The 12,699-nt window shown below is 63.2% G+C and carries 13 protein-coding genes and 1 pseudogene; 10 read left to right on the plus strand and 4 right to left on the minus strand.

What is annotated here, in order from left to right:
- Positions 1–2: 2 nt before the first annotated feature.
- On the minus strand, positions 3–317 hold the full coding sequence (gene sugE, locus LPB73_RS09760; RefSeq protein WP_068731015.1) for a quaternary ammonium compound efflux SMR transporter SugE: 315 nt from the start codon (positions 315–317) through the stop codon (positions 3–5).
- Between the two features lie 206 nt (positions 318–523).
- On the opposite strand from sugE, the pseudogene LPB73_RS09765 reads away from it, so the two are divergent.
- A pseudogene (locus tag LPB73_RS09765) lies at positions 524–2,142 on the plus strand (peptide chain release factor 3).
- A gap of 281 nt (positions 2,143–2,423) precedes the next feature.
- Here the strand turns inward: LPB73_RS09765 and LPB73_RS09770 are convergent.
- On the minus strand, positions 2,424–2,882 hold the full coding sequence (locus LPB73_RS09770; protein ID WP_093759049.1) for an SRPBCC family protein: 459 nt from the start codon (positions 2,880–2,882) through the stop codon (positions 2,424–2,426).
- Positions 2,883–3,247: 365 nt separating this feature from the next.
- Here LPB73_RS09770 and LPB73_RS09775 point away from each other — a divergent pair, with 365 nt between their 5' ends.
- Positions 3,248–4,522, plus strand: a complete 1,275-nt coding sequence (locus LPB73_RS09775; protein ID WP_231080440.1) for a GGDEF domain-containing protein — start codon at positions 3,248–3,250, stop codon at positions 4,520–4,522.
- A 94-nt stretch (positions 4,523–4,616) separates the two neighbouring features.
- Here LPB73_RS09775 and LPB73_RS09780 read toward each other — a convergent pair whose 3' ends face one another.
- A complete protein-coding gene (locus tag LPB73_RS09780; protein ID WP_231080441.1) occupies positions 4,617–5,282 on the minus strand; it encodes a VOC family protein in 666 nt (221 codons plus the stop codon).
- A gap of 195 nt (positions 5,283–5,477) precedes the next feature.
- On the opposite strand from LPB73_RS09780, the gene LPB73_RS09785 reads away from it, so the two are divergent.
- Positions 5,478–6,083 carry a hypothetical protein gene (locus tag LPB73_RS09785; RefSeq protein ID WP_231080442.1) on the plus strand — a complete coding sequence of 202 codons (606 nt, stop codon included), beginning with the start codon at positions 5,478–5,480 and terminating at the stop codon, positions 6,081–6,083.
- A 287-nt stretch (positions 6,084–6,370) separates the two neighbouring features.
- Positions 6,371–6,748, plus strand: a complete 378-nt coding sequence (locus tag LPB73_RS09790) for a hypothetical protein (protein WP_231080443.1) — start codon at positions 6,371–6,373, stop codon at positions 6,746–6,748.
- Positions 6,749–6,819: 71 nt separating this feature from the next.
- Here LPB73_RS09790 and LPB73_RS09795 read toward each other — a convergent pair whose 3' ends face one another.
- Positions 6,820–7,815 (minus strand): Bug family tripartite tricarboxylate transporter substrate binding protein, encoded by a 996-nt coding sequence (locus LPB73_RS09795; RefSeq protein WP_231080444.1) that lies wholly within the window; start codon positions 7,813–7,815, stop codon positions 6,820–6,822.
- Between the two features lie 150 nt (positions 7,816–7,965).
- On the opposite strand from LPB73_RS09795, the gene LPB73_RS09800 reads away from it, so the two are divergent.
- From LPB73_RS09800 to der, 6 genes are all read left to right on the plus strand, one after another.
- A complete protein-coding gene (locus tag LPB73_RS09800; protein ID WP_231080445.1) occupies positions 7,966–8,550 on the plus strand; it encodes an NnrU family protein in 585 nt (194 codons plus the stop codon).
- A gap of 4 nt (positions 8,551–8,554) precedes the next feature.
- Positions 8,555–9,403: a 3-methyl-2-oxobutanoate hydroxymethyltransferase gene (gene panB, locus LPB73_RS09805; protein WP_231080446.1), complete on the plus strand. Its 849-nt coding sequence runs from the start codon at positions 8,555–8,557 to the stop codon at positions 9,401–9,403.
- Positions 9,404–9,498: 95 nt separating this feature from the next.
- Positions 9,499–9,753: a hypothetical protein gene (locus LPB73_RS09810; RefSeq protein WP_231080447.1), complete on the plus strand. Its 255-nt coding sequence runs from the start codon at positions 9,499–9,501 to the stop codon at positions 9,751–9,753.
- Positions 9,754–9,925: 172 nt separating this feature from the next.
- The gene (locus LPB73_RS09815) at positions 9,926–10,579 is read left to right on the plus strand and encodes a tetratricopeptide repeat protein (protein ID WP_068731023.1); all 654 of its coding nucleotides are present in this window, start codon (positions 9,926–9,928) and stop codon (positions 10,577–10,579) included.
- Between the two features lie 72 nt (positions 10,580–10,651).
- On the plus strand, positions 10,652–11,203 hold the full coding sequence (locus LPB73_RS09820) for a hypothetical protein (RefSeq protein WP_231080448.1): 552 nt from the start codon (positions 10,652–10,654) through the stop codon (positions 11,201–11,203).
- 53 nt (positions 11,204–11,256) lie between these two features.
- A complete protein-coding gene (gene der, locus LPB73_RS09825; protein ID WP_231080449.1) occupies positions 11,257–12,642 on the plus strand; it encodes a ribosome biogenesis GTPase Der in 1,386 nt (461 codons plus the stop codon).
- Positions 12,643–12,699: the final 57 nt, after the last annotated feature.

The following is a 12,699-nucleotide window of genomic DNA, read 5'->3' on the forward strand; positions in this document are numbered from 1 at the left end:
GGTCAGGACACCAGCTTCAGCCCGGCAATGCCCGCCACGATCAACCCGATACAGGTGATCCGCGCGACGGTGGCCGGGTCGCCGAACAGGTACATGCCCAGCGCTGCGGTGCCGACCGCGCCGATGCCGGTCCACACCGCATAGGCGGTTCCCATCGGCAGTTCCTTGAGGGCGAGGGCGAGCATGCCGACGGACGCAGTCATGCTGATCAGGGTCAGGACGGAGGGGACGAGGCGGGTAAAGCCTTCGGTATATTTCAGCCCGACAGCCCAACCGACTTCGAGCAAACCCGCGATGAACAGCAACAACCAAGCCATGGAACGGCCTCCTGATGAAAGTACAGGGCCGTCCCTGCAAGCAAAGGTCTCCCTTTGCCGGATGATGATGATTTGGAGGTCGTCCTCGCAGGGGTTATATGGGACCCACGCAGCCGGATCGCAACGCGGCCGATGGTCGCCACTTCGGCCAGTTTCCCGCCCAAAATCCCTTGATTGCGCCCGTTTTCCCTGCCACAGGCACGTTTATGTCCGATATCGCCCTTTCCGCCGACTCAGCCGCGCGTTCCCCGCTTGCCAATGAGGTCGCCCGCCGCCGCACTTTCGCGATCATCTCGCATCCTGACGCCGGCAAGACCACGCTGACCGAAAAGCTGCTGCTGTTCGGCGGCGCCATCAATCTGGCGGGCCAGGTCAAGGCCAAGGGCGAGCGCCGCAACACGCGCTCCGACTGGATGAAGATCGAGCGCGACCGCGGCATCTCCGTCGTCACCTCGGTGATGACCTTCGAATTCCAGGGCCACGTCTTCAACCTGCTCGACACGCCGGGCCATGAAGACTTCTCGGAAGACACCTATCGCACGCTCACGCGGTCGACTCGGCTGTCATGGTGATCGACGCCGCCAAGGGTATCGAGGCGCGCACGCTGAAGCTGATTGAGGTCTGTCGCCTCCGCGACATCCCGATCATCACCTTCGTCAACAAGATGGACCGCGAGAGCCGCGATGTGTTCGATCTGCTCGACGAGATCGAGAAGACGCTGGCGCTCGACACCACGCCGATCAACTGGCCGGTCGGCCGCGGCCGCGATTTCATGGGCACTTATGATATCGAGACTGGTGGTATTCGTTTGCTCGAAGGAGGCGGCGCCAAGACGGGTGCGGCCGAGAAGATCGAGATTTCCGATCTCGCCGGTCGCAATCCGAATCTCGACGCCGGCGAGGTCGCCGACGAACTCGAACTGGTGAAGGAAGCCTCCAAGCCGTTCGACCTGCAGTCGTTCCGCGAAGGCCATATGACGCCGGTCTATTTCGGCAGCGCGCTGCGCAATTTCGGCGTCGGCGATCTCTTGGAAGGCCTCGGCCGTTTCGCGCCGTCGCCGCGCGCGCAGGAATCTAATTTGCGCAAGGTCGAGGCCGACGAGCCTCGGATGTCGGCCTTCGTGTTCAAGATCCAGGCGAACATGGATCCCAACCACCGAGACCGTATCGCCTTTGCGCGGCTGTGCTCCGGCAAGCTGACAAGGGGCATGAAGGCCAGACTGGTGCGCACCGGCAAGAACATGTCGCTGTCGTCGCCGCAATTCTTCTTCGCGCAGGACCGCGCCATTGCGGACGAAGCCTATGCCGGCGACGTGGTCGGCATTCCCAACCACGGCACGCTGCGTATCGGGGACACGCTGACCGACGGCGAGGATATCACCTTCATCGGCGTGCCCAGCTTCGCGCCGGAAATCGTGCGTCGTGTGCGTCTCGGCGATGCGATGAAGGCGAAGAAGCTGAAAGAGGCTTTGCAGCAGATGTCGGAAGAGGGCGTCGTGCAGGTGTTTCGCCCACGCGACGGCGCGCCGGCTTTGGTCGGCGTCGTCGGCCCGCTGCAGCTCGACGTGCTGAAGGCGCGGCTCGACGCGGAGTATCAGTTGCCGGTGAGTTTCGAAGTCTCGGAATTCTCGCTGGCGCGCTGGATCTCGTCGGACGACAAGAAGAAGCTCGAGACCTTCATGTCCAACAACAATTCCGGCGTCGCGGATGACGTCGACGGCGATCCGGTGTTCCTGGCGAAGAATGACTTCTATCTCAACTACACCAAGGAACGGGCGGAGGGGATCGTGTTCTCTGATATCAAGGACGTGAAGAAGCAGGGGTAAGGCGACGCGTTGGACGTCGGCCTTTCGTAGGCCGACGCAGCTGCCTCCCGACAGAGTCAGGACGATCCGCCGGGTCGCTCCGGCGGATCTCAACCTGCTAGCGGTACGCAATACATGAACCGCTTGAGAAGACCGTATCGCTGAATTCTTAAAGAAAGATTCCTGACCGCGAAGCGTGTCCGCAACTATCGTCAGTCAAGGCAACAGAGAACCGGCCGCTGCCCCTACATAGTTAAGTCGCGGAATGGATATGAAGTTTGTGCGGCCTTCAGGCCACAGCCTCAGGTGCCGGATTCCACGATCCTCTTGATATTCGCCAGACCCAACTCCGCTTCTTCATCGATCCGCTGAACCACTTCCGGCGTCGGCGCCTTCGGCCGCGCAGGATTACGCACAGTCCGCGTGAATTTCGTCCCGCCATCCACCACATCGCACACATACTGCACCACGATCGGGCCGGTGACGCTCATATGTGTCAGGCCGATCCAGAGCCGCGGACGTTCGCAGGCGATCACCAGCCAGTCCAGCGCGACCGGGCCCGACCGCGTCGACCAGTGTTCGTGAAACGTGTCGCCGAACCGCATCGGGCGATCCTCGCAGTCGATGTCGTGCGAGGAGGGCAGCCATTGCGGCCATGTTTTCGGATTGGTGACGTAGTCGAACACAGCTTCGGGCGCAGCCGCAATCACGATGGAGTGGCTGCGCTCGAACGGATGCGTCGGTGTCTTGGGTGTGGTCATGGCTGGCAGTTCCTCCGCGGTCTGTTCGCGCAGTTGTGAACGGTCTTGTTCTTGATGAGTGCGCAACAGCGCTGCGTATTGTGTGGAGGCTTTGTCGGGGAAGATGGGTACGTGGGTCAAGCCCGTGTATGACGTATGAGTTGGGCGGTAGACTCTCCCCACGTCTTGGCTGTGCAAAGCGCGAAGCGCGGCTTCGCGAGATCACCGGCCATCCATCTTCCCTTGTGAGCCGGGCGGCTGACAATGTATTCGCGGCCTTTGACGTCGGGCGTGACGAACCCGGTTCCCGTCATCGACTCGCATTTGAGGCATTTCCGGTCAAATTTGATAGTGTTCTCTGGCTACGAGGTACCGGTGCCCAAGCCGTGCGTCACGACGACCTGGGCCTTTTGGAAAGTTTGAGCGAGATGAATGGGGTCATCGTCAGAACTACGCTCCAACTGATCACGCCCGGAATATTGTTCGTCTTCGGGGCTGCCTTCGTCTGCGCGTGGCTCGTCGAGAAGAAGCGCAACTACCTGCTTTTGCTGGCCGGCGCGTGCGTTCTGTTTGCCCTCGGCGCGACGTCGCAGATCTTGGGTTTGCCGCCCGGCGCGGGGGCCAATGCCATCGTGTCGGGCGCGCTCTACACGTCGGCGGTTATCGCCGCCGTGGAGGGCATCCTGGTGCGTTCGGGGAAGGGGCTCGGTCCGGTCATCGATATGGCGATCCTTGCCGGCTTCGTTCTTCTGCTCGCCTATTTCTTTTATATCGATCGCAGTCTCATCGCCCGGGTCTACATCCAGAATTTCGGCTACGGCCTCCTGATGCTGATCGCAGCGGGGCGGCTCACCGCATTGGCGCGCGGGCCTTATGTCGATCGGGCTCTATTCTGGGTGCTGTTGCTGTTCGGGTTGCATTTTTTTCCGCGAACCCTGCTCACGGTCGGATTTTCCGCGCCGGTCGACAGAACCGCGTTCAGCAATTCGATGTTTTGGCAAGCACTCCAGCTTTCGCTCGCCGTGCTCGGCGCCGGCCTGGCGCTGGCCATCCTCGCCGCGGCGGTGTCCGACATGATCGACGATCTTCGTCGCGAACGCGATCTCGATCTGTTGACCGGCATCCTGAACCGGCGCGGCTTTCAAGAACGGGTATCCGCCCATCTGCGCAAACACGGACCGAGCCGTGCTGCGCTCGCTCTGTGCGACATCGACAACTTCAAGAGCATCAACGACACCCTCGGCCATGACGTCGGGGACGATGTCCTCGGAGAGGTGGGGCGCATGCTGCGCAACGCGTCGCGCAAACGCGACATCGTCGGGCGGCTGGGCGGCGAGGAATTTGCGGTGTTCCTTCCGGATACGGACGAACAGGAAGCGGTTGATTATGCCGAACGGTTGAGGATCGCGATCGAGCAGAACAGCTTTGCCGTCCCGGGTGGAGCGAGGCAGGTCACTGCGAGCTTCGGCGTGGGGACGTTGCAGCCGGGAGATAGCTGGCCGAGCCTGTACAAGCGGGTCGATGGGCGACTTTACGAAGCGAAGCGGACCGGTCGCAACCGCACGATTTCCCGCACGCTAAGCGCCTCTGCCGACGCGCCAGTCGCTGGATCCGGATACGCGCTTCCGCAGCTGCAGAGCCAGGACGGCGCCCGGCTCTGACGTCGAATTCGTTCCGCAAGGATGGGGTGAGTCATCCAGCTTTGCGTCAGACGATTCAGTTGCGATGTATTCCATGTGCCGCGCGATGCGACCGCTATGCCGGCAACGACTCGCCGGTCTGCTCGCGCACGATATAGTCGGCATACCAGTCCGGCCAGTTCTCGTCATGCTGGCCGCCGGTGCGCTTTTCGTGTTCACCATGCGCGATCGCCGCTCGCCGCAAGGCGGCTGCAAGGTCAGCAGATGAATTAAAAGTTGTGGCGCTGGCATCGACACGTCCGGGCAATCGCGCGGTGATCTCCTGAAACAGCCAGCCGTTGCCGTCCGGGTCGCTGAATGATGCGAAGGAGCGATAGCTGGCCCGTGCGGGATCCGGGCCATTCACCCGAAGCCGCCCGAACAAATAGGGTTCGTCCGGCCCGACATTGACATCTCCGGCGTGGAAGGCGTCGCTCACCTTGATGCCGCGGCCGAGCAGGTCTGCGCGGGTGGCCTCGATATCGGAGACGATCAGATACAGACCCTGCGCCGAGCCCGGCGTCGCGGCGGTCACGTTCTTGCCGAAGATGACCGAGCAATCCGAACCCGGCGGCGTGAACTGGATCACGCGATAGTCGTCGCCGACCACGAAGTCGGCGTCGAGCCTCCAGCCGAGATTTGCGTAAAAACTCTTGGCCGTGTCGACATTCGACACGGGAATGACGACGATTTCGAGCTTCATGGTGACGGACGTATCACGATGCACCTGGGGACTGCTCATGTCGGTCTCCTGAGGTTGGGGTGTGACGACGACGTGTGGTGCCGGGCTGCGCACAGGCGCAACAATGTCTGCAATCGGTCGTTCGGCCGGCGTTCCGTTTGTTGGTCTGCTCGTGCGGTTGTGACCCATCCCGATCTTGATGACGCCACACGCCCATATCATTTCAGGTGAGGGCGCATTTGCAAGGGTGTCCGAATGACACGGAACCTCACGTTACTGTTGATCGTCAGCGTACTGGTGGCATTCGCTGGCCAAGCGGAGGCGCGGCGGCTGCGCGCGGGCGATGCAGTACCTTTCTCGCACAGGCCGTGCAGCGTGCTTGATGGCGAGCCGTGCACGCCGTCCACCTGCAGCGTGTTCGATCACGGGCCGTGCATTCCCGAGATCGATTATCCGATCGGGCAAAACCTGCAGGTCACGGTGCTAAGCGTGCCGCCGGGTGATCAGCAGGCTCTCTACCGCCGGCCTGATCATGATCTCGATACGATCGGTGACCTGTTCGCCACCTTGCGGTCGTGCTGGTCGCCGCCCGCGACGGACGATGCGCGTGCAGGCATGCAGATGTCGGTGATGTTCTCGTTCAACACGGCGGGCAGGCCGATCGCGCCGCCGCGCGTAACATTCGCGAGCAAGGATGCGCCGCAGGACACGCGCGGCACCTATCTCAAGGCCATCAACGGCTCCCTCGATGCATGCCTGCCGCTGAAGCTGACCAAGGGCCTCGGCGGCGCGGTCGCCGGGCGTCCGATCATGATCCGCTATGTCGATAACCGGGAGTTGGAGAAGCAGTCCGGGAAGTAAGCTGCTTCCTAACCTCGCCCCGCATTTGCGGGGAGAGGTCGGAGTCGGCGCGTAGCGACGGCTCCGGGTGAGGGGCCTTGAATGGCGGGGGAGGACGCGGAATCTCGGGTCTGCAGTATCGAGATCCGAGGGTGCTTCTTCGTGGCTGGCTTTGTGCCATGCCCCTCACCCGAAACACGCGCTGCGCACGCGTTTCGACCTCTCCCCGCGCAGAGCGGGGAGAGGTTAAGAGAGTGAACCGCTGAGCCACCCGCCGCGACGAAGGGGAAACCACTCCGGAGGCGGCGATGTTTGGACGCAGGTTCGTATTGATTGCGACGATTGTTGGCGCTGTCGGCGCGCTCACCGGCGGCAGCGCCTTGTTGTTCTGGCCCGAGCCCGACAACTGGACCGAGGAAGCCAAGGCCTGTGTCGGCGACAAGTATGTCGGGTTCTGGCAGGACAACGGCAAGTATTCGTTCAAGATGGATTTCGAGAACAACTGCGCCCGCAAGATCGCCTGCGGCATCGACGTCACGGTAACCAACGCCAAGGGCTCGGTGAAGGACCACGGCATGGTGATCATCCCTGCACGCGGCCAAACGCCGAGCGAGGCGAGCTACAGCATTCCGACCTCGTCGTCGTCCGGCATGGCGCAAACCGCGCGAAACTGCCGGTTCGTGTGACGGTCTTTCTTATCTCGCCCCGCCTAGCGAAGCTTCGCTTCGCGCGGGGCGGGGAGAGGTTAGGAAGTCCCTCAATCGATCCTGATCTTCGCCGCCTTGATCACCTCGGCCCAGAGCGCCTTCTCGTCGGCCATGCGCTTGCGGAGCTGATCCGGCGTGGTCGGTGACGGCGTGATGAGCTGCAACTTCAGTTTCTCGATCACGGCAGGCTCGGCCAGCGTCTGCGTCACTTCGGCATTGATCGTCGCCACCACATCCTTCGATAGCCCGCCCGGGCCGACCAGCGCATTCCAGGCGTCGGACTGCACGTCGATGCCGCTCTCGGTGAGTGTCGGCACATCCGGCAGGAACGGCGAGCGCTTCGCGGTGGTGACGGCGAGGATCTTCACGGCGCCGGTGGCGAGCTGCGGCGTGACGCCGATGGCGGGGAGGCATGCGACCTGCACATCGCCGCGGATCAGCGCGGTGGTCGCCGCGGGGGACGACGGATAGGGGATGTGCACCATATTGGCGCCGGCCTTCTGCGCGATCGCTTCCATGCAGAGCTGCGACAGCGTGCCGACGCCGATCGAGCCGTAGCCGAGGCCCTTCGGATCGGCTTTGGCCTTGGCGAGGAATTCCGCGACCGTATTGACGCCGAGGCTGGTCGGCACTGCGAGCACGCTGGGGAGCTGCGTCAGCAAAGTGATCGGTGCGATGTCGGTGTCGGGATTGTAGGGCAGCTTGGCAAACAGCAGCGTGTTGATGGCGAGCGGGCCGCCGAGCGAGATGCCGATGGTCGAACCATCCGGCGTGGATTTGGCGATGGCGTCGGTGCCGATATTGCCGGAGGCGCCGGGCTTATTCTCCACCACGAAATTGGTGCCGGGATGCCGCGTCTGCAGACTGTCGGCGAGCACGCGACCCACGATGTCCGGGCTCGCGCCTGCGCCGAACGGCACGATGATGCGAACAAGCTTGGGCGGCCAGACGGGCGCCTGCGCGTGCGCTGCGAAGGGCAGCGTCGCGAACAACAGCGCTGCGAGCGCAAGGTGAAGGCGGGTAGGTGTCGTGTCGTTTCGCAGCATTGCGTGCGTCCCCTGAAAAGTGATACCCGGAAACCCTCTGACCGGCGCCAAAGGCGGCTAAAATCCGCTGGCCGGGCGGGACCATAGTGGGAATTTCAGGGCGGGCAACCCATCCGGCACGCAACCGCCCGGGCGAGAGGACTGAACATCATGGGACTGATCGTGATGATCCTCGGCCTCGTGCTGTTTCTCGGCATTCACCTGTTCATCATCAGGCGCGAGGCGCGCGCGGAGCTGATCGCACGCCTGGGCGAGAGCGTCTACAAGCTCGGCTTTGCGCTGATCTCCGCCGTCGGCCTCGCGCTGATCATCTGGGGCTTCGCGCAATATCGCGCGACCGGCTGGATCAATGTCTGGACGCCGCCGCTGGCGATGAAGCACATCACCGTCGCCCTGATGCTGCCGGCGGTGATCATGGTCACTGCGTCCTATATCCGCGGCCGCATCTACACCACGCTGAAACATCCGATGCTCGCCGGCATCAAGCTGTGGGCCGCCGCGCATCTGCTCGCCAATGGCGATCTTGGCTCGATCATCCTGTTCGGATCGTTTCTGGCCTGGGCGGTGATCGATCGCATCTCGATGAAACATCGCGCTGATGCCGGCGGTCCGCCGATCCCGGTGGGCGGTCCGATGAATGACGCGATTGCGGTTGCAGTCGGCATCGTCGCCTATATCGCTTTAGGTTTCGCTTTCCATCCGGTCGTGATCGGCGTTCCCGTGTTCGGAGCTTAAGTTCATGTCAGTTCAGTCAGCCATCAAGCGCAAGACCGCACCGGATATTCTCGCGCGCAAGAACGGCGAGCCGATCGTGATGCTCACCTCGTATCATGCGCATACGGCCTCATTGGTCGATCGCTATTGCGACGTCATCCTTGTCGGGGACTCGCTCGGCAATGTGATGCACGGTTTCGAGACCACAATCCCCGTGACGCTCGAGATGATGATCCTGCAGGGACACGCGGTGATGCGCGGCTCGAAGCAGTCGCTGGTCGTCGTCGACATGCCGTTCGGCTCCTATGAAGCCTCGAAAGAGCAGGCGTTTCATTCTGCCGCGCGCATCCTGAAAGAGACCCATTGCGGCGCCGTGAAGCTGGAAGGCGGCGCGCGCATGGCCGAGACCATCGCCTTCCTCACCGAGCGCAGCATTCCGGTGATGGCGCATATTGGTCTGACGCCGCAGTCGATCGCGGCGCTCGGTTCGTTCCGCTCGCAGGGCAAGGAAGAGGCCGAAGCGATTGCGCGCGGTGAGAACGTGCCGGGGCCAATTCAGAATGATGCGATTGCTATCGCGCAGGCCGGTGCGTTCTCGGTAGTGATCGAAGCGGTGGCTGAACCGCTCGCGCGAAAGATCACCGAGACGATTCCGATCCCGACCATCGGCATCGGCGCGAGTCCGGCTTGTGACGGTCAGGTATTGGTGCTCGAAGACATGCTCGGCCTGTCGGCGCGGGTGCCGAAATTCGTCAAGCGCTACGGCAATCTCGGACCCATGATCGAGGCGGCCATCGAGGGTTACGCAACCGATGTGCGTTCGCGCGCGTTTCCGGGGCCGGAGCATGTCTATGGCGGCAAGCCGAAGGGCTGACGCAGGTTTGACGCAAGACGAACGCAGGATTTCCGCAGGAATTTTGCGGCCCGGCCGGGGTTGAAAGAGGAGGGGCAATGCGAAGGATGTTGATGATGAAGGCCTTGAAATTCCTGAGCTTTGTCGCCGTTTTGGCGCTGCTTCCCGCGGTTTCGCGCGCGGATCCGGCCAAAAAGGAGCGCAAGCCCCATTATCGCGTCGAGGAGCCGCGCCCGATCGTCGGCCCGCTCAACGACACGCGCGGCAATGCGGCGCTGGGCGGCAACAATGCCAATTCGGCCTTCGGCGATAACAGCGCCGGGTCCAATGCCAATGGCCGCACCAGCGGCGGCGCTGGCGGCATGAACTGACGGGCCTAAAAGGCATCGGTTCGAAATTAAGCATTTCGGGATAACGCTTTGATCGCGCTGGCTTTGCCTTGCCAGCGCCATAACGCTAGGGTATCGCCGCCGCCATGCCGGAGCGTATATGCCCGGCGCCGCTCGGGGTGAGCGCGGCCCATCGGGGACAGGATACCTTTAAGTGTCTGAATTATTTAATGAAGTCGACGAAGACCTGCGTCGCGAGCAGCTCAAGAAGATCTGGGAGAAGTATTCGCTCCTGATCATCGCAGTCGCGATTCTGATCGTGGTCGGCGTCGGCGGCTGGCGTGGCTACAGCTATCTCGAGGCCAAGAAGGCCGCCGTGGCCGGTGCGGCGTTCGACCGCGCGGTCGAGCTGGCCGAGCAGAACAAGCATGCCGAGGCGGAAGCCGCCTTCACCAAGCTCGCGGCCGAGGCGCCGTCCGGCTATCGCACGCTGGCGCGCCTGCGCGCTGCTGCCGAGGCTGCTTCGCGCGACCCGCAGGCTGCCGTGAAGCTCTATGACGACATCATCGCCGACCGCACCGTTCCAGCACCCGAGCAGGATCTCGCGCGTATCCGCGCCGGCAGCCTGCTGCTGGAGACCACGCCTTATGAGGCGATGCAGACCCGCCTGGAGCCGGCGACGACCAATACCAGCACCTATCGTCATTCGGCGCGTGAACTGCTGGCGCTGTCGGCATGGAAGGCCAACAACGCCGTGGCGACGCGGCAGTGGCTGGACATGATGTCCAACGATGCGGAGACGCCGGCGAGCCTGCGCACCCGTGCCGAAGCACTGCAGGCGCTGCTGCCGCCCGCGGCGAAAAGCTGAGCAAGACAAGAGCCGAATTAAAGCTGACCTGAAGCCGATCGTTCAGATCACGAGTTGAGTGAGAAGTCGTCCATGCGCCCGATGCAACGCCTCGTTTCCGCCGCCGTCCTGATCGCGCTGTCCAGCGCGCTCGCGGGCTGCGGCAGTATGACCGGCTGGGATCCGTCCGACATGCTCGACTTCCTGGACACCAAGAAGAAGCTGCCCGGCGACCGCAAGCCGGTGTTCCCCGACGGCGTCCCCGGTCTTGAGCAGGGCGTGCCGCGCGATCTCTACAAGGAGAATGTCGAGCGCCAGCGCGCGCAGGAGGCTGCGCCCGTCGCTGCCGCCCCACTGCAGCCGCCGCCGGGCGCGCCGGAGCCGAAGGGCCGCAAGGCGAAGAGCCGTGGCTCTGTTCAGGTCGGCACCGTCCGTCAGGACGGCGCAGCGCCCGCCGATCCCGATGCCGCGCCGACAGAGGAAGGCAGCACGGCTGCCGCACCGCCTCCGCCGCAAGGCAAGAAAGTCGCCCGCCGCCGCAGCACCACCGCGCCGCCGCCGGATGAGCCGGCAGCAGCCGCGCCGGCCCAGCAGGCCACCACACCATTCCCGGCACCAGTGCCGTCGGGTAGTTTCTCGCGCTGAGTTCGCGCGCCCTCTCATTGACAGGCTGTCCGTAAAGGGCGCACGGATCACCTATGTCTTATACCATTGCCATCATCGGCCGACCCAATGTCGGCAAGTCCACGCTGTTCAACCGTCTGGTCGGGCAGAAGCTTGCGCTGGTCGATGACACCCCGGGCGTCACCCGCGACCGCCGCGAGGGCGAGGGCAAGCTTGGCGATCTCGAATTCACTTTGGTGGACACCGCCGGTCTCGATGAAGGCCCGAAGGGCTCGCTGACCGCACGCATGCAGGAACAGACCGAGACGGCGATTGCGCTGGCCGATGCGCTGTTCTTCGTCATCGATGCGCGCATGGGCTTGACGCCGAACGACCGCGCCTTCGCGGATTTCGCACGCCGCGCCAACAAGCCGGTGCTGCTGCTCGCCAACAAGAGCGAGGGCAAGCACGGCGAAGTCGGCGCGATGGAATCCTATGCCCTGGGCCTCGGTGATCCCATCCAGGTCTCCGCCGAACACGGCGAAGGCCTCGGCGAGCTCTATGACGCGCTGCGCGTGCTGATGCCGGAGCCGGTCGAAGAGCCGGAAGAATTCGACGACGACGACGTCATCATTCCCGAAGAAGAGATCGAGACGCGGCCGATCCGCGTCGCCATCGTCGGGCGCCCCAATGCCGGCAAATCGACCACCATCAACTATCTCCTCGGCGAAGAGCGCCTGCTGACCTCGCCGGAAGCCGGCACCACACGCGACAGCATTTCGGTCGAGCTCAACTACAAGGGCCGCGACTTCCGCATCTTCGATACCGCGGGTCTACGCCGCCGTTCGCGCATCGAGGAGAAGCTGGAGAAGCTCTCCGTCGCCGATACGCTGCGCGCGGTGCGTTTCGCCGAAGTCGTCGTGCTGATGATGGACTCGCAGAACAAGTTCGAGGAACAGGATCTGCGCATCGCCGATCTGGTCGAGCGTGAGGGACGCGCGCTGGTACTTGCGGTCAACAAATGGGATCTTGTCGAGAAGCAGGGCGGCCAGATTGGCGCGCTGCGCACCGATGCCGATCACTTGTTGCCGCAGATCAGGGGGGTGCCGGTCGTTGCGATCTCCGGCCTGATGGGCGAGGGCGTGGAACGGCTGATGAAGGCAATACAGGATGCCTACGCGGTCTGGAATCGCCGTATTCCCACCGCAGGCCTCAATCGCTGGTTCGAGGATGCGATCGACACGAATCCGCCGCCGTCGGTATCGGGTCGCCGGCTGAAACTGAACTACGTCACCCAGAACAAGGCACGGCCGCCAAGCTTCGTGGTGTTCTGCTCGCGCGCCGATGCGGTGCCGACGAGCTATCTGCGCTATCTCACCAATACGCTGCGCGAGGCCTTCGACCTGCCGGGCACGCCAATCCGCATCACGTTGCGCGAGAAGGCGAACCCGTTCGCGCATAAGCGCAAGCGGCCGAACTGATCAGCTAGCAAAAAAACGCCGGATCGCAGTGCACGCGATCCGGCGTTTTTATTTTGT

Origin of the sequence: Tardiphaga sp. 37S4 (assembly GCF_021044645.1) — a bacterium.
In the GTDB taxonomy this organism is placed as follows: Bacteria; Pseudomonadota; Alphaproteobacteria; order Rhizobiales; family Xanthobacteraceae; genus Tardiphaga; species Tardiphaga robiniae.